25 protein-coding genes and 5 tRNA genes are annotated in these 25,150 nt (G+C 30.1%); 6 read left to right on the top strand and 24 right to left on the bottom strand.

All coding sequences use genetic code 11. From position 1 onward, the window contains the following. Positions 1 to 27: 27 nt before the first annotated feature. The 14 genes from BP997_RS06165 to BP997_RS06100 form a co-directional block, all read right to left on the bottom strand. Complete coding sequence (locus tag BP997_RS06165) at positions 28 to 588, bottom strand: 30S ribosomal protein S7 (RefSeq protein ID WP_409198579.1); 561 nt, start codon at positions 586 to 588, stop codon at positions 28 to 30. Positions 589 to 602: 14 nt separating this feature from the next. Beyond that, positions 603 to 1,028 carry a 30S ribosomal protein S12 gene (locus BP997_RS06160; protein ID WP_409198578.1) on the bottom strand — a complete coding sequence of 142 codons (426 nt, stop codon included), beginning with the start codon at positions 1,026 to 1,028 and terminating at the stop codon, positions 603 to 605. 702 nt (positions 1,029 to 1,730) lie between these two features. Further along, positions 1,731 to 2,162 (bottom strand): NusA-like transcription termination signal-binding factor, encoded by a 432-nt coding sequence (locus BP997_RS06155; RefSeq protein WP_413823839.1) that lies wholly within the window; start codon positions 2,160 to 2,162, stop codon positions 1,731 to 1,733. A gap of 6 nt (positions 2,163 to 2,168) precedes the next feature. Next, positions 2,169 to 2,468: a 50S ribosomal protein L30e gene (locus tag BP997_RS06150; protein ID WP_409198576.1), complete on the bottom strand. Its 300-nt coding sequence runs from the start codon at positions 2,466 to 2,468 to the stop codon at positions 2,169 to 2,171. Positions 2,469 to 2,477: 9 nt separating this feature from the next. Continuing rightward, positions 2,478 to 3,635 (bottom strand): DNA-directed RNA polymerase subunit A'', encoded by a 1,158-nt coding sequence (gene rpoA2, locus BP997_RS06145; RefSeq protein ID WP_409198575.1) that lies wholly within the window; start codon positions 3,633 to 3,635, stop codon positions 2,478 to 2,480. Positions 3,636 to 3,654: 19 nt separating this feature from the next. After that, on the bottom strand, positions 3,655 to 6,264 hold the full coding sequence (locus BP997_RS06140; RefSeq protein WP_409199065.1) for a DNA-directed RNA polymerase subunit A': 2,610 nt from the start codon (positions 6,262 to 6,264) through the stop codon (positions 3,655 to 3,657). Between the two features lie 57 nt (positions 6,265 to 6,321). Then, on the bottom strand, positions 6,322 to 8,154 hold the full coding sequence (gene rpoB, locus BP997_RS06135; protein WP_409198574.1) for a DNA-directed RNA polymerase subunit B: 1,833 nt from the start codon (positions 8,152 to 8,154) through the stop codon (positions 6,322 to 6,324). 14 nt (positions 8,155 to 8,168) lie between these two features. Further along, positions 8,169 to 9,725, bottom strand: coding sequence for a DNA-directed RNA polymerase subunit B'' (locus tag BP997_RS06130; protein WP_413823837.1), 1,557 nt, complete (start codon positions 9,723 to 9,725; stop codon positions 8,169 to 8,171). Between the two features lie 413 nt (positions 9,726 to 10,138). After that, positions 10,139 to 10,372, bottom strand: a complete 234-nt coding sequence (locus BP997_RS06125; RefSeq protein WP_413823834.1) for a DNA-directed RNA polymerase subunit H — start codon at positions 10,370 to 10,372, stop codon at positions 10,139 to 10,141. A gap of 84 nt (positions 10,373 to 10,456) precedes the next feature. Then, a tRNA-Lys gene (locus BP997_RS06120) sits at positions 10,457 to 10,530 on the bottom strand. 150 nt (positions 10,531 to 10,680) lie between these two features. After that, a tRNA-Asp gene (locus BP997_RS06115) sits at positions 10,681 to 10,752 on the bottom strand. Between the two features lie 187 nt (positions 10,753 to 10,939). Beyond that, positions 10,940 to 11,013: transfer RNA gene (locus BP997_RS06110), tRNA-Tyr, on the bottom strand. An 11-nt stretch (positions 11,014 to 11,024) separates the two neighbouring features. Further along, positions 11,025 to 11,099: transfer RNA gene (locus BP997_RS06105), tRNA-Pro, on the bottom strand. Positions 11,100 to 11,248: 149 nt separating this feature from the next. Continuing rightward, positions 11,249 to 11,322 (bottom strand) — tRNA-Thr (locus tag BP997_RS06100). A gap of 166 nt (positions 11,323 to 11,488) precedes the next feature. On the opposite strand from BP997_RS06100, the gene thiM reads away from it, so the two are divergent. Continuing rightward, entirely contained in the window at positions 11,489 to 12,361 is an 873-nt protein-coding gene (gene thiM, locus BP997_RS06095; protein WP_413823831.1) for a hydroxyethylthiazole kinase, read from the top strand. A gap of 23 nt (positions 12,362 to 12,384) precedes the next feature. Then, complete coding sequence (thiE, locus tag BP997_RS06090; protein WP_413823828.1) at positions 12,385 to 13,017, top strand: thiamine phosphate synthase; 633 nt, start codon at positions 12,385 to 12,387, stop codon at positions 13,015 to 13,017. 37 nt (positions 13,018 to 13,054) lie between these two features. Here thiE and BP997_RS06085 read toward each other — a convergent pair whose 3' ends face one another. Both BP997_RS06085 and tpiA read right to left on the bottom strand, forming a co-directional pair. Then, positions 13,055 to 14,284 carry a phosphoglycerate kinase gene (locus BP997_RS06085; protein WP_413823826.1) on the bottom strand — a complete coding sequence of 410 codons (1,230 nt, stop codon included), beginning with the start codon at positions 14,282 to 14,284 and terminating at the stop codon, positions 13,055 to 13,057. A gap of 33 nt (positions 14,285 to 14,317) precedes the next feature. Continuing rightward, positions 14,318 to 14,995, bottom strand: coding sequence for a triose-phosphate isomerase (gene tpiA, locus BP997_RS06080; RefSeq protein WP_409198568.1), 678 nt, complete (start codon positions 14,993 to 14,995; stop codon positions 14,318 to 14,320). Positions 14,996 to 15,161: 166 nt separating this feature from the next. Between tpiA and twy1 the strand changes: the two genes are divergently transcribed. Next, positions 15,162 to 16,076 (top strand): 4-demethylwyosine synthase TYW1, encoded by a 915-nt coding sequence (twy1, locus tag BP997_RS06075; protein ID WP_413823824.1) that lies wholly within the window; start codon positions 15,162 to 15,164, stop codon positions 16,074 to 16,076. A gap of 88 nt (positions 16,077 to 16,164) precedes the next feature. On the opposite strand, the gene sucC is transcribed toward twy1, so the two are convergent. From sucC to BP997_RS06035, 8 genes are all read right to left on the bottom strand, one after another. Then, on the bottom strand, positions 16,165 to 17,274 hold the full coding sequence (gene sucC, locus BP997_RS06070) for an ADP-forming succinate--CoA ligase subunit beta (protein ID WP_413823822.1): 1,110 nt from the start codon (positions 17,272 to 17,274) through the stop codon (positions 16,165 to 16,167). Positions 17,275 to 17,314: 40 nt separating this feature from the next. Further along, the gene (locus BP997_RS06065) at positions 17,315 to 17,866 is read right to left on the bottom strand and encodes a 2-oxoacid:ferredoxin oxidoreductase subunit gamma (protein ID WP_413823819.1); all 552 of its coding nucleotides are present in this window, start codon (positions 17,864 to 17,866) and stop codon (positions 17,315 to 17,317) included. Positions 17,867 to 17,871: 5 nt separating this feature from the next. Beyond that, positions 17,872 to 18,732: a 2-oxoacid:ferredoxin oxidoreductase subunit beta gene (locus BP997_RS06060; RefSeq protein ID WP_413823817.1), complete on the bottom strand. Its 861-nt coding sequence runs from the start codon at positions 18,730 to 18,732 to the stop codon at positions 17,872 to 17,874. A gap of 3 nt (positions 18,733 to 18,735) precedes the next feature. Then, entirely contained in the window at positions 18,736 to 19,869 is a 1,134-nt protein-coding gene (locus BP997_RS06055; RefSeq protein WP_413823815.1) for a 2-oxoacid:acceptor oxidoreductase subunit alpha, read from the bottom strand. Between the two features lies 1 nt (position 19,870). After that, complete coding sequence (locus tag BP997_RS06050; protein WP_409198562.1) at positions 19,871 to 20,077, bottom strand: 4Fe-4S dicluster domain-containing protein; 207 nt, start codon at positions 20,075 to 20,077, stop codon at positions 19,871 to 19,873. Between the two features lie 226 nt (positions 20,078 to 20,303). Then, positions 20,304 to 20,675: a dihydroneopterin aldolase family protein gene (locus BP997_RS06045; protein WP_413823812.1), complete on the bottom strand. Its 372-nt coding sequence runs from the start codon at positions 20,673 to 20,675 to the stop codon at positions 20,304 to 20,306. A 37-nt stretch (positions 20,676 to 20,712) separates the two neighbouring features. Further along, entirely contained in the window at positions 20,713 to 21,447 is a 735-nt protein-coding gene (locus BP997_RS06040; RefSeq protein ID WP_413823809.1) for a class E sortase, read from the bottom strand. 26 nt (positions 21,448 to 21,473) lie between these two features. Then, entirely contained in the window at positions 21,474 to 22,193 is a 720-nt protein-coding gene (locus BP997_RS06035) for an archaetidylserine synthase (RefSeq protein ID WP_413823807.1), read from the bottom strand. Positions 22,194 to 22,611: 418 nt separating this feature from the next. Between BP997_RS06035 and BP997_RS06030 the strand changes: the two genes are divergently transcribed. The 3 genes from BP997_RS06030 to rnhB all read left to right on the top strand — a co-directional run bounded on the left by BP997_RS06030 (position 22,612) and on the right by rnhB (position 25,144). Continuing rightward, on the top strand, positions 22,612 to 23,241 hold the full coding sequence (locus BP997_RS06030) for a hypothetical protein (protein WP_413823844.1): 630 nt from the start codon (positions 22,612 to 22,614) through the stop codon (positions 23,239 to 23,241). Positions 23,242 to 23,243: 2 nt separating this feature from the next. Further along, entirely contained in the window at positions 23,244 to 24,317 is a 1,074-nt protein-coding gene (locus BP997_RS06025) for a rod shape-determining protein (RefSeq protein WP_409198558.1), read from the top strand. A 197-nt stretch (positions 24,318 to 24,514) separates the two neighbouring features. Further along, positions 24,515 to 25,144, top strand: coding sequence for a ribonuclease HII (rnhB, locus tag BP997_RS06020; RefSeq protein WP_413823804.1), 630 nt, complete (start codon positions 24,515 to 24,517; stop codon positions 25,142 to 25,144). Positions 25,145 to 25,150 lie beyond the last annotated feature (6 nt).

Genomic DNA, 25,150 nt, shown 5'->3' with positions numbered 1-25,150 from the left:
TAATAATTTTTTGTGTTATTTTAACACTTAATGTGCAGCTTTTGCTACTCTTTCTTTTTCTTCTTTCTTACGTAATGCAAAGCTTCTAGAATCTTCATTTGAAGCCATTAATAATTCATTAGCTAAACATTGTGCCATAGATTGTTTGTTTTTGAATGCTGATTGCATTGTTCCTAAACTTATGAAACCTAATGCTAAATCTACTCTTCTTTGTGGGGAAATATCTACAGCTACTTGGTATCCTATTCCACCGTATTTAATACGAGTAGTTTCTTCACGAGGTGCAGATTTTTCTACAGCTTTTACTAAGATTTGAACTGGATTTTGTTTGGTTTTCTTTTGAATAATTTCTAATGCATCTCTTACTGTAATGTATGCTTTATTTTTTTTACCAGAATTTCTTTCAGTTCTCATTAATTTGTTCATTAATCTTTCTACGATAGATACTTTAGATTTTGCAAATTGTCTTTTAACATGTCGACCTGATGTATGAGGAACAATGGTTTCATCTAAGCAGATGTATCCATTTAAACCTAAATCAGAAATTTTAACATCATCTAATTCATATTTTTCAAAAATTTGACTCATACGGATTACCTCACTTATCTTACTGGTTTTTCAATTTTTCCAGATACCATTTGTTCTAAAGCTACATTATTAACTTTAGATACTTTCCAACGAACCCCAGGAATATCTCCCATGGATCTTCCGGATGGTCCTCCGATTCCTTCAATCATTACTTCATCGTGCTCATCGATAAATCCTATAGCATTGTCCCCTGGAGCGAATGCTGTTAATTGTTTACCGTTCTTAATTAATTGAACACGTACACATTTACGAATTGCAGAGTTAGGTTGTTTTGCTTCTATTCCTACTTTTTCAATTACAATTCCTCGTGCTTGTGGAGCTCCTTCTAAAGGATCTGCTTTAACATCTAATCTTAAAGCTTTTCTTTTGTATTCCACATCTTTCCATTTAAAATGTTGTCTTTTACTTTTTAATTTTTTTGCAGCAAAAAGTCCTGGCATATTATATCCTCTTTTTCTTTTGTCTGTGAAAGATTATAATAATATAATTCATGATTATGAATTAGAAATCCACCGCTGCGATTTACTATAAAATTTTCTTTCTTCACAATATAATTTTTTTATAGCAATCTAAATTTCTAATTTATAATAGATATTATAATTATAGAATCTATTTTTTTTGTAATAATACCTTATTTTAGTTTTAAAACTAATTTGAAGGTTTATAAATTGTATTTTTTAATATAATTAGCTAATTATATTTAGTAATATAATTTTTTTATATTTAGTTTTTGGATTATTTTTTCATTAAATAAATAACGTTAACACTGATTAATATTATTGATTAATTTTAAGTGTTAAAACAAATTGATTTTAAAAAATTAGTATTATTTAATTTTTATACAATATGTTGATTTATGGATTTATTTAATTTTAATAGGTTTTTTGTTATAAAGGAAATTTCTATTGTAACTAAATTGCACACATTTAGCTTCATAGTATTTACTAAATACATTTTTTTTATAACATTAAAATTTGGTTTATGTAACCATACCTATAATATCAATAATTATGTTTTACTACATTTATATATGTTATGTTTTTTCAAGTTTATTTTTTGAAAAAAATCTATTTTAGAAAAAGTTTTTAGTTAATTTAATTATTAAATATTTTTAAAAAAAGAAAAAATAAGTAATATCTTATTTATTTTAAAATGATATTACTTATATTATGTTGTCTTTTAGCTAAAAGTTTAGCTCTTTCTATGTTAACACCGTTTTTACCAATGGCAATACGTTTGTTAACAGAGTCTGTTGCAACTGTAGCTATTTTTTCACCTGTTTCTTTTTGGAGAACTTTAATGTTTTTAAGTTCTGCTGGAGCTAAAATATTTTTTATGAAAGTTGTTGGATCTTCTGAAAATTCGATGATTTCAACACCTTTATCTACAGCTTTTTGAACTTTGTTGACTGTGCTTCCACCTTTACCGATAGCTAAGCCCATGTCTCCATTTTTAACAACAAAGGTTACTTTACTATTATCTTCATCAATGATACAATCTTTTACCATTGCACCAGTTAAACTCTCAAAGAGAGCTATGTATCTGATTTCATTTGCATTAAATTTAATAGACAATTAAATCTACCCCAATATTTCTAATATAGTAGAATCTCCTGGATCGTTAATGATTAAAGTTGCTACTGTGAATGGTTTTCCACAAACAGAACCTAATTCTACACTGGTACCTTCATATGTTATGAATGGTATTTCAGAAAGTTTTGAATAGTATTCAACATCTTCTTTAATTTCTTTAGGACTGTTTGCTGCTACTACAGCTAATAAACCTCTTCCTAATTTTAAAGATTGAATTGCTTTTTCTGAGCCTAATGTGACATCTCCTGTGTCTACTGCGACTCTTATTCCTCTATCTACGTCCATCATCTGCCTCCTTTATTTATTTGGTTTCATTATGACACTAGCTGAGCCAGTACCAAGGGGTATTGGTTGTCCAATAATAATATTTTCTATTACACCGGTTAAATGATCAACTTCTCCTCTTATACTTGCATGAAGTAAATGTTTACTGGTTTCTTCGAATGCAGCACGAGCAAGAACACTTGATTTTTCTCCACTAATTCCATGTCTTCCTATAGAGTTAACTACTCCTTGGTGAGTCATCATATCTGCAACTAACATTATGTGTCTTATATCAACACTTAACCCTTGTTCTCCGAGAGTTCTAGAGGTTTCATGTATGATTGCGTTACGAGCTGCTTCTATACCAAGAACGTTTTCTATTTCGTATATATCATTAGTGGAAGTTCTAAATTTGTCAATACCTTCTATTTTTAAAACTTGACCTAAATTTGATCCTTCTGTATGTATTGTGAATTCATCTTCTTTACGTATAATTACTTTTCCGATATTTTTAATACCACTTACTTGTAAATCACGTACTTTATCTGAGAGAAGTCTTAGTTCACGAATTGATTGTTTTGAAGGTTCAAATGTAAGCATGTTGTCTTTTATATTTACTTTCTTAAAAGCTTTTTCTATACTTGCAATTATATCATCATAGTCAAGTCTTTTTTCTTGAATTTTTTCAACATCTAATTCTGCTTGAACATTCATTTCAGCATAATTTAAATTGAAATCTTTAATGACATCATTGATTGTACTTTTACCGATTCGGTTTGCTAATTTTTTAACAAATTCTTCATCGTTATTGTATTCTTCTTCAAAGTAAATATCCATTGTTGGAGTTGAAATTTTCTTTCTTGCATCAACAATTTCTATAAGTCTTGGTAGACCTAAGGTAACGTTTAATTCTGCTACCCCTGCGTAGTGAAAAGTACGCATGGTCATCTGAGTACCAGGTTCTCCTACAGATTGTGCAGCTACAGTTCCAACAGCCTCCCCAGCTTCAACATGAGCTCGTTCATAGGCTTCTTCGACTTTAACTATTAATTTATCTAATTCTTTATCAGTTAAATCTCTTCTTACATAAGCATCTGCAAGACTGAGAACATATTTTTCAGGAAAATCGATTTTTCTCTTTTTAAGAACTTTTTCTACTTTAGTTATTGCTTTATCCATTTCTTCTGCCATACTAACCTTACTCCTGAATTTATTTTTTAACTCTCATTTCATCAATTAGTTTATCAAGGTCTGCTGCATGTCCATAATCACTTTTTGCTGGATCTACTCCATCTTCTCCGAACATGGTTTGAACAACTTTTCCTCTATTATCTGTTACTAACCCATTTTCTTTAACTTTTAAATCTTGTAAAGCATTTACAAGTCTTCTTTGCATATAACCAGATTGTGCTGTACGAATAGCTGTATCAACAAGCCCTTCTCTTCCTCCCATAGCGTGGAAAAAGAATTCTATTGGATCTAATCCTTCTTTATAACTTGAATGAACAAATCCTTTAGCTTTAGCACCTAATTCGTTTCTTCTGAAGTGAGGTAAAGTTCTTTCAATATAACCTCTGTGGATACGACCCCCACGAACAGATTGTTGTCCTACACAAGCAGTTATCTGAGTTAAGTTAAGCATAGATGCTCTTGCACCAGTACGTGCCATTACTACACTGTGGTTATCCATTCCAAAGTATGCTTCAGCAATTTCCCCAGATTTATCCCGAGCTTCACCAAGAACTTGCATGATTTTCATTTCTAAAGTTTCTTCTAAACTTCTACCAGGTAATGCTTCTAATTCACCAGCATCAAAAGCTTTAACTAATTTATCTACGTTTTCTTCAGCTTGATCTAAACGTGCTTCAATTCTGTCACTAGCTTCTTCTGGAATTTCTTCATCATTAGTACTTGTTGTGATTCCTGTTTTCATGATTCCACAAATAGCTAAATCAGTTGAACGATCTAAGAATTCTCTAGCTCGATCAGGACCATATTCCTTAACAATTTTATCTAAGATTTTACCACTGAATGAACCATATGCTTTTTCATCTATAGCTCCGTATTCGAGAACCCCATTTTCAATAACAACATATGCATCATTTTCACATGAAGTTCCTAAACATTCATCACAATGTCTACAGATTTCTGCTTTATAATGCATATTAAGATCATCTGGTAGGAGTAAACTGAATAATTCTTTTCCAGTCCAATCTTCATATTTACGTTTAGGTATTGCTAAATGGGATTTTCTGATTATTTGGAAAGCTTGTTCTTCAGTAAATGTTGATCCATCACGGGTTAATAAGTATGCTCCACTAATATGATCGTGGATAGCACCAATAATTGGACCACCAAAACGAGGAGAGAGAATATGTTCTTGTACTCTCATTAATGATTTTGCTTCTGCACGAGATTCATCTGTTTGGAATACGTGCATGTTCATTTCATCCCCATCGAAATCTGCATTGTATGGAGGACATACACAAAGGTTGAGTCTGAATGTTTTATATGGTAAAACTTTTACTTCATGTGCCATCATACTCATTCTGTGAAGTGATGGTTGACGATTGAATAGAACAACATCTCCGTCTTTTAAATGTCTTTCTATAATCCATCCCGGTTCTAAGCTTTCTGCTATGTTTTCTTTGTTTTCATCATAGACTCTCATTTTTCGACCGTCTAATCTGATTACATAGTTAGCTCCAGGATGTTTATTTGGTCCATTAAGAACATGTTCTTTCATTTTGTTAATATTCCATTCATTAACATAAGTTGGAACAGTTACTTCTTTTGCAATCATTTCAGGTACTCCAACTTCATTAATACTAATGTTTGGATCTGGACTAATTACAGTACGTGCTGAAAAGTTTACACGTTTACCTGAAAGGTTACTTCTGAATCTTCCTTCTTTACCTTTTAATCTTTGAGCTAAGGTTTTTAATGGACGACCAGATCGATGTCTTGCTGGAGGTACTCCTGATGCTTCATTATCAAAGTAAGTTGTTACATGGTATTGTAATAATTCCCATAAATCTTCTACAATTAATTGTGGAGCTCCTGCTTCCATGTTTTCTATTAATCTTTGGTTGATTCTTAAAATATCAACTAATTTATGGGTTAAATCATCTTCAGATCTTTCACCAGTATCTAAAGTGATTGAAGGTCTTACAGTTACTGGAGGTACTGGTAATACTGTTAATACCATCCATTCTGGACGTGCTACTTCAGGGTTTACTCCTAAAATGTAAGCATCTTCATCTTTGATTCTTTCTAATTTTTCTCTTACTTCAGATGCAGTTAACTTGTAATCTCCTTGAATGATAGATATTGGTTTATCTATTTTAACAGCTTCTTGTTCTGCTCCACAATGTGGACATTCATCTTTACGTGCTACATTATAGATTTCTTTAATTAAGCCGTTTAGATTTTCCCCATTTTCTTTTAATTCATTCATTTTATTTGTGTAGGTTTCAATTTCAGAATCATCTAAAAGGATTCTTCCACATTCATTACAAGTTGAACGTAAGATTTTATGAATAATATCTCCAAAACCTACATGTATTACAGGTCTTGCTAAGTCGATACTTCCAAAGTGCCCTTGACATTCTCCTCCTCTAAAACCACAGGTTCTACATTTTAAACTTGGGTCTATAACACCTAAATGAGGATCCATTAATCCATTTTCAATTGGGTATCCATCTTCATCGTAGGTATCGGGAGTTTCAATTTTAACAACAGACATTTTCCGAATATCATCTGGTGACATTAATCCAAAATCTATTTCATTAATCTGTTTTATAATTCCTTTTTGCAAAATATTAGCTCCTTTTAATATATTTTATTAGTAATCATAAGTCCGTCTTTGTTAAGTTTCTTATGCTTTATCTCCTAATACTAATTTAGGGAAGATACATAAACTTTTGAGTTCATCGAGTAAAAGTTTAAATGCATATGAAATTTCTACTGGGTAAGATTCTGAATCGCCACATATTGGGCAGTATTTTTTATCTTTGTTTTTATCGTATACTGCTAGCATACCACAATTGTCACAAACGATTGCTTCATACTTATCTGATTCATCTAAGAGTCTTTCTTTTAATGATAATGCTGCTCCGTGAGCTATAAGACAATCTCTTTCCATTTCTCCAAATCTTAAACCACCTTCACGTGCTCTTCCTTCTGTTGGTTGGCGTGTGAGAACTTGTACTGGTCCTCTTGAACGAGCGTAAACTTTATCTGTTGTCATGTGGTGTAATTTTTGGTAGTATGCTACTCCTACAAATATTTCTGCTTCGACTCTTTCTCCAGTGGAACCATTGTATAATGATTCACAACCTGCAGATTCAAATCCATGGTCTTTTAAGGTTTGTTTGATTTCGCCTTCAATATCATCATTGAATGGTGTTCCATCAATACGTTCTCCTTCTAAACAAGCTGCTTTACCTGCTACCATTTCAAGTACTTGTCCTACAGACATTCTTGATGGTATCGCATGGGGGTTTACTATAATATCAGGTATTACTCCATCTTCTGTGAATGGTACATCTTCTTGGGATAATATTAATCCAACTACCCCTTTTTGCCCGTGTCTTGAAGCGAATTTATCTCCGAATTCAGGTTGTCTTGTTTCTCTTACTCGGATTTTTGTTAATTTACTTCCTTCAACAGTTTCGGTTAGTAATACTGCATCGACTATACCTTTTTCACCGTGTCTTACGGTTACACTTGTTTCTCGTCTTTTTTCAGCTACTGTACCGAATTCATCGATTTCTTCTAAGAATCTTGGAGGGCTTGTTTTTCCGATTAATACATCTCCAGATTCTACATGTGATTCTGGGTTGACTATTCCATCTTCATCTAAGTTTCTGTATGATTCTTCAGATCTGTATCCTTTTACTCCTTTTTCTGGGACTTCGAATTTATCTTCTTGTCCTCCAGGGTATCTTCTTTCTGATGCTTCATATGATCTGAAAAATGAACTTCTTCCCATTCCTCTTTCAAGAGAAGATTTGTTTAGGATCATTGCATCTTCCATGTTATACCCTTCATAACTCATTAATGCTACTACTAAGTTTTGACCTGATGGTCTTGCATCATAATTGGTTGCATCAATAATTCTTGTTTTTACTATAGGGGTTTGTGGATGATGTAATAAGTGTGCTCTTGTATCTGTACGTAATGCATAATTTGATACGTATAATCCAAGTGCTTGTTTGGTCATACCTGCTTCCATGGTATTTCTTGGAGAAGAATTGTGATCTGAAAATGGGATGATTCCTGCACATATACCTAACATAGTAGATGGGTCGATTTCTAAATGAGTTATATCTTCATTTAAATCATTTAATGTCATTGCTATGTATGCATTTTCTTCTTCTTCTGCATCTAAATATTCAATTAAACCCATGTTTATTAAATCATTCCAAGTGATTTTTCCTTTTTCAACTTGATCTAAATGTTCTTCTGTAAGTAATGGAAGTCCATTTTCTACTATGATTAAAGGTCTTCGAGCTCTTCCTGGATCATTGAATATGTAAATTTCATCAGTATCATTATAATAGGTTATGTTCATTTCATCAGATACTTCACCAGCTCGTCTTTTTTCTCTCATTTGTTTAGTGAAATCTATAGGGTCGTTTACTGAACCAATGAGTTCCCCATTAATATAAACTTTAGCTTTGTTAACTTGATTTGCTGTTTCTGTCACGGAATTCCTCCTGATTATTTGTTTAATACATTCATTGATTCAATGGTATCTACTATTTCTTGAGTGTCTGAACCTTCGGATATTTTACATAATAATGCTAAGTTTTTAACTAATCCACAATTAGGTCCTTCTGGAGTTTCATTTGGACATATTTTACCAAATTGTGTTGGGTGTAAATCTCTTGCTTCAAAGTGGGGTTGACTTCTTGTTAATGGGGATACTACACGTCTTAAATGTGAAAGTGTTCCCATGTAACTGGTTCTATCTAATAATTGACTTACTCCAGCTCTTCCACCTACCCAATTACCTGTTGCTATAGCATGTTTAATATTTTCTGTTAGTACATCTGAACGTACTGCTTGTTTAATAGATAATGTTTTTCCACGTGATAAGCTTCTTTCTAATTGGTAACTCATATCTCTAGTTAGACTTGTGAAAGCTACTCTAAATAAATCTTCCATTAAATCTCCAGATACTCTGAGTCTTTTGTTAGTGTAGTGATCCTTATCATGGGGATCTCTTTCTCCAGCTATTACTTGGAGTAACATTTCAGTCATTTCTGCAAGGTATATTGCTTTATCATGACGTCTTTCTGGTTCGGTTCCCATGTGTGGTAATAAGTATCTGTCAATAACATCTTCAGCTCTTTTGATTCTGTATTCTTCAGTCATACCTTTTGCTACACGATTTCCTATGAATTTTATTGCTGCTTGAGTTAAGTAATCTTCTTTTTCTTCAGCAGATAATTCTTCTAATTCTTCAGAATCGATTTTAAGTTGGGATGAGGATACTTGCATATCATCTGCAATTACCATTTGGTAGTTGAAGTTTTCAGATATTGCTGTGATGATTTTTTCATCAGTAGATAATCCTAATGCTCTAAGTAAAATCACAAGAGGTATTTCTCCAGGTACATATGGGAAAGAAATTCTTAGGAAAACACCACTTTTACGTGGTTTTTTATATTCTAAAGATATTCTTGCTCTGAAACCACTTTTAATAGAAGTTACTATTGCTTTTGCTCTTCTATCTTCAAATTCTCCAATTCTTTCTAATATGATTTTGTTTGGAGCAATTTCTTCCATTGTAACTACTGCTCTTTCAGAACCGTTTACTATGAAATATCCACCTGGGTCTTTTGGATCTTCTCCTTTAGCAACTAATTCATCAGCATTAAGTCCATGTAAATGGCAAATATCAGATTTAAGCATAAGTGGTAATTCACCTATGTATACTTCATCTTCTTCAGTGAGTGGATTTTGTGGTTGTCCTTCTTCGTCTAATGTCATTTCTAAGTACATATGTGCTGAATAATTTAAGTTTCTTAATCTTGCTTCAGTTGGATAAATCATACTTTTTGATCCATCTGCTTCTTTAGTGAATGGTTTATGGATATGTAATTTACCTGTTCTTACAGTATATTTACCATTTTCTAAGCTTATTGGATCGGTTATATCAATAATTTTTTGTATACGATTGTTAACAAAGTCGTTGTAAGATTTTAAATGGTGATCTACCAATTGGTATTCATCAAAAAATGAGTTTACTAAACCCCATGTATTTTCTTTCATGGACTTCCTCCAGATTTATAATAATTAAAATTTTTTTGTAAATAAAAAAAAATTGTTAAAATTCTTTATAATTATTTTTTTAAAATAGATTAAGTACTCTTAATTATATTATAATAGTTAAGAAGTTTTAAAAAAAAATTTTATCTAGATAATTTTCTTGAATTTAATTATTTTTTTATACAAAATATTTTTTTTATAATTTTTTCCTTGATATTTAATAAATTTAAATATCAATTCGTTAATTTTTCTTGCTTGAAAGGTTTAATTTGTAGTTATTATTGTTAATTAAAAATTGAATCCTAAAAAATAACCAGCTTTGAACCCTTAAATTTTTAATTTGAAATTTTTACCTATTTTTTATAGTTTTATAAGAAAAAATGATTTAGTTTTAGTAAAAAAAATTTTATCTTTTTTTACTCTTCAACTAGTCTGTAGGTTAAAAAGGTTCCTGCAGTTTGACTATCTCTAGTAATTCTTAAAATATCTCCTGGTTTAGCATCTATAGCTTTTGCAACAGGATCTTTTGCTTTAATTTTAGGTAATTCTTCAACATCATATTCTAAGCTTTTTGTAAATTTCTTAGTTTCAGAATCAGTTAAAATTTCATGCTTTGGAACATAATGATGTTCTAGAATATTCATCTTCACAATATTCCTCCAAATAGAATAAATTAAATTCGAAATTCGATTAAAATATCTAGTAATTAATATAAAGTATGTAAAAAATTAGAACGGGCCCGACGGGAATTGAACCCGCGGCCGCTTGGTTAAAAGCCAAGCGCTCTGCCAGACTGAGCTACGGGCCCTTGATTACAAATGAAAATAATTGTTATATTAATACTATAGTATTTACGTTTTTGTAGTATTTAAATGTAGGTTTTAATATTTAAAATTATAATTTTTTTATGTCCTTTTGAATAGGCATATGCACTCTATAATAGGCTTAAATATTTAAACGCCCTGGCCGGGATTTGAACCCAAGTCGCGGGCTCGACAGGCCCACATGATAGCCCCTACACCACCAGGGCAAATATTACAAATCATGAACAAAAATCTTAAATTTTGCCCATTAATACAGTATTGATTTTACATATATATAAAGGTATTGTTTTTTAATTATTTTTTAAAATAAAAATAATTATTTCACATCTTAAACAAAATAGTTAAGATAGAATAGGATTAAATTTTATCCTTTTCACCAATACAAATATGAAATCCCGCCTGCCGGACTTGAACCAGCAACATTTGGATCTACAGTCCAACGCTCTGCCAAATTGAGCTAAGGCGGGTAGATATTTGATGGGACCGCCCGGATTTGAACCGGAGTCTCAGGCTCCCAAAGCCCAAAGGATCGACCAAGCTACCCTACGGTCCCAAGATATAATATATTATGTTTTCATTACTTATAAATATAACTCTTATTTGATTCAATTTAATAAAATTTATGTTGAAAATTAATTAAAAATTGTGAAAAATAATTTATCTTAATAGATAATATTTTTTTATTAGATAATATATTTATCAAGCCCCGGGTGGGAATTGAACCCACGACCACGAGATTACAAGTCTCGCGCTCTACCAGACTGAGCCACCGAGGCATCATAAATAAAATATTCAACATTAAGTTGTTAGTTTATTTTCATTTAAATACTTTTCGGTTATTTGAAAAAAAGAATAATTTATCATGAATATTCATGACAAATTATTTAAGTTACAATAACAAAAATAATATCTCCAAAGAAAATTTTTAAAATGAGGATAACAATGAAAAAAAAAGCTAAAACCATAACCAATGAAATACTAAAAGCTTTAGAAACTGTAAAGAGTGAAAAACCATTAACAGTGGGATTAACAAATAATGTAACCATAAATGATTGTACTAATGCAATGTTAGCAGTAGGGGGAACTGCAGCAATGTTTGATGACGATGAAGATGGTGCAGATTTTGCAGCAATAGCACAATCCTTTGTAATAAACATTGGAAAATTAAACAGTATGTCCATCAAAATAATAAAAGAATCTTGTAAAAGAACTGATGAGAACAATACCCCTGTAATAATAGATCCAGTAGGAATAAGTGTTACAGAAAACAGAAAAAACATAATTAAATACTTAATAAAAAATCATAAAATTACATGTATTAAGGGAAACATGTCTGAAATAAGAGCTGTTGGAGATTTAATGGAAATAACCAAAGACAGTACAACAGGAGCAGTTGGAGTAGATGCTAATGATAATGATTTAATTAGTGAAAAAAATCTCAGAGAAAATGCTGCAATAGTTAAAAAGATAGCTAAAAACTTAAACATTATTATAGTCGCAAGTGGACCAATAGATTTAATATCAAATGGAGAACAAACTTATAGTATAAGTAATGGTGATGAAATGATGTCATTAATCACTGGTAGTGGCTGTATGTTAAGTATGATAGTTGGTGTCTATGAAAGTGTAAACAACCCATTCATTGGAGCAATAGCTGCAACAGCCCATATGGGAATTGCTGGAGAAAAAGCTAGTGAATATGTTAAAGAAAATAATTTAGGTACTGGTAGTTTTAGAACTATGCTTATAGATTATTTATACAAAACTTCTCCAGAAGATTTAAAGAAAGAAGCAAAAATTAAAGAAATATGTTAAAAAAATAAAGGAAATGATTAATTATGAATAAAGATATTGATTATAGTTTATACTTAGTAACTAATAATAAAAATAAAACTGAAGATGAATTTTTAAACATTATTGAAAAAGCAGCTAAAGGTGGCATTACAATGCTTCAAGTTCGTGAAAAAGAATTACCTTTAACTGAATTTTTAGAAATAGGTAAAAAAGTTCAGAAAATAGCTAAAAAATATAATATTCCATTTATTATTGATAATAATGTAGCTATAGCAATGGATTTAGAAGCTGATGGAGTTCATGTAGGTCAAAGTGATATTGATGCTGCTGAAGTTAGAAAAGCAATTGGACAGGATATGTTACTTGGTGTTTCAGCTCAAACTGTAGAACAAGCAAAAAAAGCTGAAAATGATGGTGCAGATTATATTGGATCTGGTGCTGTTTTTCCATCTCCAACAAAACCTAATGCTCCACATATAAGTCTTCAAGATTTGAAAAATATTGCAGATTCTGTAAATATTCCAGTTGTTGTTATAGGTGGAGTTAATGAATCTAATGTTAAAGATTTTAAAGGTACAAATATTGAAGGGATTTGTGTTGTCTCAGCGATTATGGAAAGTGAAGATCCTGAATTTACTAGTGAAAATTTAAAAAAAGAATTTGATGCTATAAAATAAAAAAAAAGGAAATTAAAATAATATTTAAAATTTAATTTTATTTTTCAAAATTTTTTGCAGAATCTTCTAAAGCTTTAACTGCTGGTAATTTTTTTCCTGCAAGTAAACTTATACAAGCTCCACCACCACTACTTACATGATCCATTTTATCTTCATATCCTAAACTAGTAGTAGCTGCAGCAATATGTCCTCCACCAATTATACTATAACCTTTAGATATTGCTATAGAATTTATTATATCTTCAGTGCCTATTGCAAATTTCGGATTTTCAAAGACCCCTGCTGGACCATTAGCAAATATTGTTTTTGCATCTCTAATTATTTTTGCATATTCTTTAATTGTTTCTTTACCTATATCAAAGATTGAATGATTTGTTATTTGGTTAATAGGTAAGTCTTCTCTTTCTCCATCTACAGTTACTGCTACATCTTTTGGATATACTATTTGATTGGGGAATTCTTTAAGTAGTTGTTTTGATTTATCCACCATATTATAGTAACCTTTATTTTTAATGAAATCTTTATTAACATCTTTAATATCAGTTCCAGCTGCCCATAATAAAATATTTGCTATTATACCTGAAGTTATAACTGTGTCTGCTGTTCCATTTCTTAATACATTTTCCATTACCATTATGGAGTCGTCTGCTTTCATTCCTCCAAGAACAAATACACATGGTTTTTTAACATTATCTAATGCTTCAGTGAGTATTTTTAATTCTTTTTCCATTACTCTGCCTGCTGCTGAAGGAACTTTTTTAGTGAATCCTACAAGTGAAACTTGTGATCTGTGTGCTGCTGCAAATGCATCGTTTATAAATAAATCTATAAGTGGGGATAATTCTTTTACCATTATTGATTTTGATTGTTCTTCTGGAGTTCTTTGAAGTGTTTCTTCTGAGAAAAATCTTGCATTTTCAAGAAGGAGTAATTCACCTTCTTTTAAATCTCTTATTGCTTTTTTTGCTCTAACTGAAAATATTGAGTCTACATATTTAACGTGTATGCTTAGGATATCTGTTAATACTTCAGCGTGTTGTTTTAGAGTTGTGAAATCAGTTTTTCCTGGTCTGCTTTGGTGGGCTAGAATAACTGTTTTTGCACCTTTGTTTGATAATTCTTTTAATGTTTCGGAATGTAATTTTTCTCGGGTGTCATCTAAAATTGTTCCAGATGAGGGGTCTACAGGTGAGTTTATATCAATTCTTATAAGAACTGTTTTTCCTTCTATTTCAAAATCATCTAATGTGTTAAAGTTAATTGACATATTATTTTTCCCTACCTAATTATTTTACTCCTATTATATTTTACTTACTAAATCCAGTAATGCTTCTTTTGGATTTTTAGCTTTTATTATTCCACTAGCTAAAAGAACTCCTTCTGCTCCAAGTTCTATAGCGGCTTTCATATCTTCTCCGGTTGATATTCCTGCGCCACATAAAACTTTAACATTTTTGTTAATATTTTTTACTTTATCTACGGTTCCTGTGATGATTTCAGGTTCTGCTTTAGATACTGGTATTCCTGTTCCTATTAATTCTGGAGGTTCTACTGCTACGTATGTTGGTGAGAGTGTTGCTATGGCTTCACTTGTTGCAACATTGTTTGAGCATACACATGTTTTTAGGTTTGATTCTTTTGCTTTAGTAACTAAAGATTCTATATCTGCTAATTTCATTCTTTTTTCTGAATGATTTAGTAATGTTCCATCTATGCCATTAGCTAAAAATGATTCTAATAGATTTGATCCTGTGTTTCCACCTGGTTTTATTGGATCTATATGTTGTGCATAAACTGGTATGCTTGTTTCATCTTTTATTTTTGTTATATCTATTGCTTGTGGTGATGCTATCATTGGTATTCCTGTTTCATCATAAGCACTTTCTAAGTCTTTTGCTAATGATAATGCTTTGTCTCCACTAGATTCTAAATAAGTTTTATAATTTAATATTACAATAGGTTTATCATTTTTAGACAAATTTAATTACCCCATAAAAATTTTTTAATTTTTGAATTCCTTGAATTTTTTTTAGAAAATAATCTTTTTAAAGAATTCTAAACGTATATAATAAATAATATTATGTATAATTATATTTATAATTAATTTTAATTAGGTATATTTTTAAAAATTTATGGTTTTTATTATGTCATTAACTAAAAAGCAACAAGAAAAATTAGAGTATAGTGGTTATCGTTTTGTAGGTGAACATGGTCATTCTGCAGCCAAGATTTGCCATTGGCAGAAAAAAAGTATTTTGAATGAGGGAGTTTGTTATAAAGAGAAGTTTTATGGTATTGAAAGTCATCGTTGTCTTCAATTTTCTCCTGCAGTTCCTTTTTGTAATCAGAAGTGTAGTTTTTGTTGGAGGGATTTGTCTTTAACTGAAACTGAATGGGATGGGGATTATGATGATCCTAAGACTATTATTGATGAGGCTATTGCTGCTCAGACTAAACTTTTATGTGGTTTTTGGGGTAATGATAAAGCAGATAAAAAGAAATTAGAGGAAAGTAAGAAACCTACTAATGCTGCTATTTCTTTAGCAGGTGAACCTACTTTTTATCCTGAAATTGATGAGTTAATTGGGGAGTTTAATCGTCGGGATTTTAACACTTTTCTTGTTAGTAATGGGATGAATCCTAAAAAATTGGAAGAGTTAGAAAATGAACCTACACAATTATACATTTCCTTAGATGCACCTGATGAGAAAATTTATAAAGATGTTTGTAACCCTCAAATAAATGATGGTTGGAATCGTTTAAATGAAACCCTTAACTTTTTAAATAGTTATGATAGTAGAACATGTATACGGACAACATGTGTTAAGGGAAAAAATATGGTTAAAGCAGAAGATTATGCGAAACTTTTAGAAAAAGCAAACCCTACTTATGTAGAAATAAAAGCGTACATGTGTGTAGGATATTCAAGAGAAAGATTAACACTTGAAAACATGCCAACATTCCAAGAAGTAAAAGATTTTGCAGAAGAAATTTGTCAATACACAGGTCAAAAAATAATTAATGACTCTGAAATAAGTAGAGTTGTATTATTAAAATAAAAATTAAATGGCACCATATAAACTCCATAGAGTCTAAAATATTTAAAAAAAGTGAAAATTAAAAAAAAATTTTAATATTAAAATTTTTTTAATTTTTAAGAGAATTACAAATTTCAACAGCCTTTTTAGCAGCTTTTTCCATACTTGTTTCATATGGAATTCCTGCATCATCTAAAATCTTTTGACCTTCTTTTTCATTAGTACCAGTTAAACGTATTACAATATGAACTTCTTTATTAGTTGCTTTAATAGCATCCACTACACCTTTAGCAACATCATCAGCCCGAGTAATACCACCTAAAACATTTAAAAATACTACCTTCACAGGAGGGTAAGTTAAAACTAAACTTAAAGCTTTTTTAATAGTACTTTCAGATGATCCCCCACCAATATCTAGAAAAGTAGCAGGTTCACCACCAGCAAGTTTAATCATATCCATTCCAGTTAAAGTTAAACCAGCACCATTACCTAATACTGCAATATCTCCTTCAAGAGTAACAAATGCAAATTCTTTCTTTTGGAAGTTTAATTCTTCCATAATATCTTTATGACGGAATAAAGCATCATTTTCAATTTCTAATTTAGCATCAGCAGCAATAAAACCTTCTGGAGTTAAGGCTAAAGGATTAATTTCCGCAGTATGAGCATCATATTTATCAAATACTTGATAAAGTTCCCAAATTACATTACCAATCCCTTGAATATATTTAGAATCAACACCCATTTTAATTGCAATTTCACGAGCTTCAAATGGGAAAAATTCTCTTAAAGGATCAACATGATATTTAATAATTTTTTCAGGATTAGTTTTTGCTAATTCTTCTATTTCCATTCCACCTTCAGCACTAACCATTATAATAGGTCTTTTATTAGCTCTATCTATAGTAATGGATAAAAAGAATTCTTTAATAATATCTGCTTTTTTTTCAATTAATAAATGATTAACTGTTTCATCTTTAATTTTAGAACCTAAAAGTTCAGTAGCTTCTTGGAAAGCTTCACCAGGAGTATCTGCAAATTTAATACCTCCAGCTTTACCTCTTCCCCCAGTTAAAACTTGTGATTTAATTGCAACGGGAACTCCAAATTCTGTAGTAATAGCCATAGCTTCTTGAGGAGAATATGCAACTTCTCCATCTAAAATTTGAATACCTTCCTTTTTAAAGATTTTTTTTGCATTATTTTCATAAAATTTCATGATTATTCCCCAATAATTTTTTTTATACTATTTATTTAAATTAAATCAAATTATATCCTGCTTCAAATGCTTCTTGGTTTTTCTTTTCAGTTCCCTTAGGAACACTAGATAAAATTGCTTTTAATGCAGCATCTTTAGAAATTATTTTTGTAGCTTTAACTATTGCACCAACCATAACAATATTAGCAACTACTCTTAAACCGATATCATTAACAGCTGTTTCTGTTGCAGGTGCTTTGAATAATTTTATATTATGGTCTTTGATAAATTTAACAAGTACTGGATCATCTTCTTCAACCATATCTGGGTCTATAATTAATATTCCACCATCTTTTAAATCACCCATATATTTTATTAAAGCAGTATGTGACATTGCAACAAGGATATCTGGTTCTTGAACTTTAGGATAATAAATTTCATCATCACTAATTACAACTTCAGTTTTAGATGCTCCTCCCCTAGCTTCAGGACCATAGGATTGTGTTTGAACTGCATTTATATTATCATATAATGCTGCAGCTTTACCTACAATGATTCCAGCCATTATAACTCCTTGACCACCAAATCCAGCAATTCTTATTTCAGTTCTCATATTAATCATAACTCCTCATATGCTGTTCGTTTTTTATATGGTTTTTTAGAAGTTTCCTCATCTAATTTTTGAACATTATCTGTGAATTCAGGTTCTTGTCTATTGATAAATTCTCCAATAATAATTTTATCTTCAATTTCTTCTGGAGTCATTTTGTCAGCTTTTCTTTTATTAATACTATTTTCTTTTAAGTATTCGAACATTGAAGTTGCAGTTTTCATTTTGTTTTTTCTTCCATAGTATGTTGGACATTGTGTAACTACTTCAATGAATGCAAATCCATTAGTATTTAATCCTTTTTTAATAGAGTTAACTAATTGTAGTGGATTTGTTGATGTCCATCTAGCTACATAAGATGCTCCTGCAGCAACCACTAATTCGGATAAGTTAAATGGAACATCTTTAGAACCGTAAGGTGCTGTAGTTGCATAACTTCCTTTTGGTGAGGTTGGGCTGATTTGTCCTCCAGTCATTCCATAAATATTATTATTAACACAAATAACTGTTAAGTTAATATTACGTCTTGCAGCATGAATTAAATGATTTCCACCTATAGATGCACCATCCCCATCACCAGTAAATACTATAACATCTAAATCAGGATTTCCTACTTTTAATCCTGTAGCAAATGGTAATGCTCTTCCATGTGTTGTGTGTAATGAATCACATTTCACATAACCTGGTATTCTAGATGAACATCCTATTCCTGAAACCATAGCAATATTATCAAAATCAATATCAGTACCTTCTAATGCTTTAAAGAAAGCATTCATAACCATACCATTACCACAGCCTGGACAGAATATGTGAGGAAGTCTATCTTCTCTTAAATATTTTAAAAATGGACTTTGTTTTTCTTCAACCATTATTTATACCCCCTTGATTTCCTTAATCTTTGTTAAGATTTCATCAGGTTTGTGGAGTTCTCCTCCAATTTTTCCAAATAAATGAACATTTGCATCTGATTTAGCTACTCTTTCTACTTCATGAACCATTTGTCCAAGATTTTGTTCAAGTACTAATAAATCATCTGCTTGTTTTGCTATTTTTTCTAGTTCTTCATCGGGGAAAGGCCATGGTGTGTTGATTTTTAATGAACCTACTTTAAGACCTTCTTCTCTTGCTTGGTTAACTGCTGTTTTTGCAGATCTGTATGGTGAACCATAAGTTATTACTATTAAATCTGCATCATCACAATCTTCTTCTTTAAAAGATACGATATCTTCCCGGTTTTTTAATATTTTATCACATAATCTTTTAACGAGTTGTGAGTGTGTTTTTGGATTATTTGTATCTGGGTATCCTTTTTCATCATGTGTTAATCCAGTTATTGCTACGTTGTATCCATCCCCAAATGCTGGCATTTTTGGTGTGCCATTTTCTGGAGCTTTAAATGGTAGGTAATCTTCTGGAGATTCTTCAGGCATTTGACGAGTTTGAACGTTAATATCGTTAGGTATTGACATTTTTTCTCTCATGTGTCCTACTGCTTCATCTGACATTACAAATACTGGGCATCTATATTTTTCGGCTAAATTGAATGCTTCTATTGTGAAGTCAAAGAATTCTTGTACTGATGATGGTGCTAATGCGATTGGTTCATAATCTCCATGTGATCCCCATCTTACTTGCATCATATCTGATTGACTGGACATTGTAGGTTGACCTGTAGATGGTGAACCTCTTTGTACATTTATTATTACAATTGGAGTTTCTGTAATGAATGCATAACCAATGTTTTCTTGCATTAATGAGATTCCTGGTCCTGATGTTGCTGTCATTGATTTAGCACCACTCCATGATGCTCCAACTAGTGCTCCTGCAGATGCTATTTCATCTTCCATTTGTACAAATGCACCATCAACTTTAGGTAATTCTCTTGCTAATGCTTCTGCTATTTCTGTTGAAGGAGTTATTGGGTATCCTGCAAAGAATCTGCATCCTGCATAAATTGCACCTTTAGCACAGGCTTCATTTCCTAATAAGAAATATTCTTCAGACATTTTAGTCCTCCTTTTTATCTACAGCAATTGCTTGATCTGGACATGAAAGTTCACATAAGCCACATACATTACATTTTTCTTCATTTTTTGGGAAAGGTAAATAAACATCTTTTGAGTTTTTTTCTTTAGATTTCTCAAAAACATCCTTTGGGCATGTAATTATGCAAATGTCACATCCTTTACATAATTTTGAGTTTATATATATCATAAAATCGTCCTGAAATAAATTTTTTTTAAATATCTTATTTAATCCTATAATAATTTTTTTTTAAATTTCTAATTAATATTGATTTATTAATTAGACAAACACTTTATTATATAGATTTAATAATTAATAAAATTTATTAAAAAAAAAGAATTGAAAAGAAGTGAATTTTTATTTTAAAACGTGTTTTAATTTGTTATATTTAGTATTTATTTGATTATTTATACTTTTATTCAAATATATCTTCAACATACATTAAAGGATAGTTTAATTCTTCTATAAATTCAATACGTATTACTGCTAAAATATCCTCAATTTTAGAGTATATTTTAATGTCTAACATGTCACCATTAAGTGTAGTATAATCAAAATCTGTCATTGCTTCATCTAATTTTGATAAATCTATTTTAACATCTATTTTTTCTATAGCAGGTTGTAATTCTAATGATTGTTTGATTGCATTTTCTAAACTAGGTGCTGTTGCTTTACTTATAGGAGTTCCTACAAATTGGTGGAATAATGCACCCATTGTTATTGCCCCTTCAAATATTGCTCTTTCTCTGTTAGTTATATTATTAAAATATTCTTCATTTACATCCATTATGTTTACTCTCCTTTTTTATTAAAGCATGCCTTTTTTAGAAATTATAAAAACTATTTAACCATCCTAATTTATTAGCCATAATCTGTGAAGATATTGGGAAGAAATTATAATAGAATAATATTGCTGACAATATCAATATAACAATTAATATAATCATTCGATATTCTTTAGGATAGAAATATGTGAATAATAATCCTAATGCTAAAAATATAATACATATGTACAATCCATAATCTTTTTGAGGATTTTCTTTTAATATTGTATTATTTATTTCACCTACACTGGTTAAATCTCCTGAAACTATTAATCTTTCACTTGTTGATCCAATTGGATTACATGTTATTAAATCTATTTTTTGCAAAGTATTGTTTACTTGCATTTTATATGATGCTGGAACTATTTTTGTTGAATTTACAGTATAGTTTGCTTCACCTATACCTGGCCAATCTAATGTAATAATGTCTCCAGGTTTTAATTCATTTAACCTTAAGAATGGTGATCCTTGAAGTGTTCTATGTCCAAATAATATTACTTCCCCATGAGTTGGAGTGTAAGATTGTTCTTCTTTATAAACTCCTTGAGATATAGAAACATTATTAATTTTTTCTTGAACACCTAATTCTGGAATTGTTAATACTGGAGATTCAATATTTCGTTCTACAACTATTTTTGAAGAAAAATAGGTTACCTCTGTAAATGCATACATAGCAAGGATAATTAATGCTATTATAACGATTAATGTTTTGATATCTAATTTATTATGTAACATCTGTTAATGATTCCCTTTTTACAAATTTATTCATTTAAATTATCAATTGTGTTATTTAGATTATAATAAAGAAATATGATTAAATAGATTAATACAATTATAAATAAAATTAATGCGGGTATATTTATATTGAATAATGCTAATTTTAGTGGTGTTAATATTATTAATATTACTGAAATTGCAATCATAGGATAATTATCCACTTTTGGATATTTGAAATTACTAACCATCAATGTAGCAACAATAATCATTAAAATATATGCAAACCATATGTTGAAAACTCCTGTTAAATATAACGCTGTTAGTAATAATGCTATTCCTGGTATAGGGAAACCTATGAACCCTTTATATTCAATTTTTTCACCGATTACGTTGAAACGTGCTAATCTTAAAAGTCCACATAGTACCATGTATAAACATATGATAATAGTTAAAATTTCAAGATTTGGTGCTAGTTTCATTCCTAATGTATATAATAGTACTGCTGGAGCAACACCAAATGAAACGATATCTGCTAGAGAATCAATATTTTTACCAAATCCTAAATCATCATGAAAACCTAATTTTCTTGCAACCCATCCATCAACACTATCAAAAATTATTGCAATGATAATAAAAAATGCTGATAATGAGAAATAATTATTTATTGCCATTAGAATCCCTAAAACTCCGAATATCATGTTTAATGATGAAATTAAATCAGGTATTCGGATAAAATTAAAAATTCCAGTTTCTTGTAATTGCATTTTATCTTTTAACCTCTAGAGTAATTATATAACCCTAACCTTTTTTTTAATAAATAATATTTAAGTTAATTGTATACACAGATTTCTTTAAACTTTTATAAAAATTTTTTTAAAATTTTATATAGTAATGTAATGTAATAATATATATAATATAGAAATTTTTTTAATTAAATTAAATTTTTAAAACTTTTTTTATAGATTAATATATTAAATATAAATATTAGTAAAATATAGATAATTATTAAATGTTAGCACTATAAATTTAATTTTTATTAAATCGTTTAGAAATTGTTATATTATCTAAAAATAGTGTAACATATTTAAAAAATTAATATAACCTTATATTTTTATATAAATAAAATATGCTTAATTTAATAGGGTTAGCATTCGAAAAAGAATGTTTTATGATGTGTATATGATGATAGAAGATAAAATTCAGATCCTCAGACAAGCTGCAAAAGTTTCATCTGAAGAAGATGTTGAAAAAGTATGGTGTGTTATAGCTGGAAATGATAAACTAGTTAATGACATAGTATACACAGCAATTGCATCTAAAAAAACTGTTAAAATTCTATTTAGAGAACATATCTCATTTACTGAAGGTAAAATTAATAAAAAATTTGATTTCATCATTTTAAAAGGAGATTCCTATAAAATTAGAGAAATCAGTAAATTATCTAAAGAACAAGGCAGTGCATCTATTGTAATTGCCCCTTACTATATTGAAAATGAAGATAATTTAATGACATTAGTAGGTCCTGAAGATAGAATAAAAAAATTTGTTAATGATACTGGAAGAGAAAATGCACCCATTTCAATTTTATTAGAAGATCAAACTACAGGGTTTATAGAAACTGAATTAAATATTTCAAAGGATATACCCAAATTTTTACAGAATATCGTAACTCCTCTATTCAATATGGATGAAGCAGTATTAAATACAATTCTCATTTCAATTGAACATGACGAGGATGTCGCTAAAATTCAAAAAATCGCTACATCAAATAAAATTTTTGTTATAGACTTTAAAGACATTATGGAGGAATAACCGTGAGTATTTTTGGAGATACCGAGGTACAAGAATCAGAACCAAAAAAAACAATAGTTAAAAATAGCTTAGGAATAGATTTAGGAACTTTAAATACAGTGATTGCAAAACCATCTGGAGACAAATTTGATTTATATCAAATCCCTTCCGTTGTTGCTGTTAAAAAAGATGATCCAACAGCAGTTTTATCTGTAGGAGAAGAAGCAAAAAGAATGTTAGGCAGAACTCCTGAAGATATTACCGCAGTAAGACCATTAAAAAAAGGAGTTATTGAAAATATAGCTCAAGCTCAAGCTTTATTAATTAAAGCCATGGAAATTGGTATTAAAGATGGTGAAAGTGTTGGAAGAATCGTTATTGGAATTCCAGGAGATTCATCTGAAGTAGAAAAAAATGCTGCTGAAGAAATTGGTAGAAAAGCAGGAGCAGAATATGTTCTAGTTATTAGTGAAGGATTAGCTGCAGCAATAGGTGCAGGATTACCTATAGCAGAACCTAATGGAACAATGGTTATTGATATTGGTGCTGGTTCAAGTGATTTAGTTGTTATTTCTCTTGGAGGAATTAATGATATTGAAACCGTCCGTTGGGGTGGAGACGATATTGATGCAAGAATTGTTGAATTAGTTGCAGAAAAATTCAATGTTGCAATAAGTATCCATGATGCTGAAGCTGCAAAAATTGAAGTTGGTATGGTTCATTGTAGTGAAGAAATGGAAAACTTAAGTGTAGAAATCATTGGAAAAGCAATGGATACTAACAGACCTAAAAAAGTAGTTATTGATTCAATGTTAGTTGCAGATGCAGCTGAACCAATAATGATTGAAGTAATGAATGGATTACAACTCATATTAGAAAGATTACCTCCTGAATTAATGATGGGAATCTATTCAAATACTGTTGCTGTAGGTGGAACTTCCAGATTACGTGGAGTTAAAGAAAGAATATTTGATGAAGTAGAAATACCAATCAAAATATCCGATGACCCAATGACTGTTGTTGCAAAAGGAACTGCAATCGTAGCTGCAGAACCATTAGCTTTAGAACCAGAAGTACGTCTTAAAGCTATGAGATAAATTTCTCCTATAAACACGGGAAAAACTCAATAAAAGAAATTTGAATTCATTGAAAGATATATAAAACATAATCTTTTAATGAATAAACAAATTTTTTTTTAACTATTTTTTAAATTCTTTATATAAATCTTAAAAAAATAATAATAATTTTTATTTTTTAGAAAAAATTTTGTTTAAATGTTTGGTTATAGATAATTATGAATATTCTAGGATTAGATGAAGCTGGAAGAGGCCCTGTATTAGGCCCTATGATAGTAGCAGGTATTGTGATTCCTGAAGAAAAAACAAAAATATTAGAACGAATGGGTGTTAAGGATTCTAAAAAATTAACTCCTAAAAGAAGAACTACTCTTGCTCGTAAATTAGTGAAAATGTTTGAGTATGAAACTGTTGAGATAACTGCAATGGATATTGATAATTTACGATCTAAAGATGTGAATTTAAATGAAATTGAAAAAATTGCTATGATTAAAATTATTGAAAATTTGAAACCAGATGCTGTTATTATAGATTCATTAGATGTTAAACCTAAACGATTAGAAAATGAAATTAAAAGCATAGTTGAATGTGATAATATTACAGCAGAACATAAAGCAGATGATAATTATTATCAAGTAGCTGCAGCTTCAATTATAGCTAAATGTACTAGGGATAAAATTATTAAAGATATTAATGAAGATTATATTCAAATGGGTGGGATTGGTTCAGGTTACCCTAGTGATCCTAAAACTAAAGATTTTTTAACTAATTTTACATATGATGAAATGCCTTATTTTGTACGTAAAAGTTGGAATACTGTACAAAAAATGAGAAGTATTAGATATTAAATTTTT

The organism is Methanobrevibacter sp. UBA412 (assembly GCA_002495685.1).
GTDB classification, from domain to species: Archaea; Methanobacteriota; Methanobacteria; order Methanobacteriales; family Methanobacteriaceae; genus Methanobrevibacter_A; species Methanobrevibacter_A acididurans.
The sequence above is the reverse complement of the archived record's forward strand: the minus strand, read 5'-3'. Positions and strand labels throughout refer to the sequence as shown.